Source organism: Nocardia noduli (assembly GCF_019038455.1).
GTDB lineage: Bacteria > Actinomycetota > Actinomycetes > Mycobacteriales > Mycobacteriaceae > Nocardia > Nocardia noduli.
Map to the genome: position 1 here is coordinate 1 of NZ_JAFMPL010000280.1, position 447 is coordinate 447.

Annotated in this window: 1 protein-coding gene; it reads right to left on the reverse strand. The window is 67.8% G+C overall.

Annotation, left to right across the window (positions count from 1 at the left end):
• Nucleotides 1-447 (reverse strand): IS66 family transposase (locus JZ792_RS43715; RefSeq protein ID WP_216918444.1); only part of this gene is annotated, 447 nt, incomplete at both ends.

The window sequence follows — 447 nt, forward strand, 5'->3', positions numbered from 1 at the left end:
CATGTAGCTCTTGGACTGGGCGCTGCGACCGGCCTCCTTGAGCACCTGAATCTCGGTCTCGTCACCGAAGATCAGCGGGGCGTCCAGCACCCGGTCGCGCAGCAGGTTGATGACGGGCTGCACCGCCTGGCCCACCCGCACCACGCTGGCGGCCATGGTGTTGCGCGAGAGGTCGCGGCCTCCGAAGCGCCCCAGCAAGGCCGCCTGGCGGTACAGCGGCAGGCCGTCCACATACTTGGAAGTGATCACCCAGGCCAGCAGGCCTTCGCTGAACAGCCCCTTGGGGATGACTTGCTCGGGCTTGGCCGCCAGGCGCAGCGTGCCATCGCAGCACGGGCAGGCGTACTTGACCCGCTCGTGGCGGATCACGCGCACTTGTTGCGGAATGATGTCGAGCTGCTCGCTGGCCTCCACGCCAATCTCCCGCAGCACGGCACCGTCGTGAGG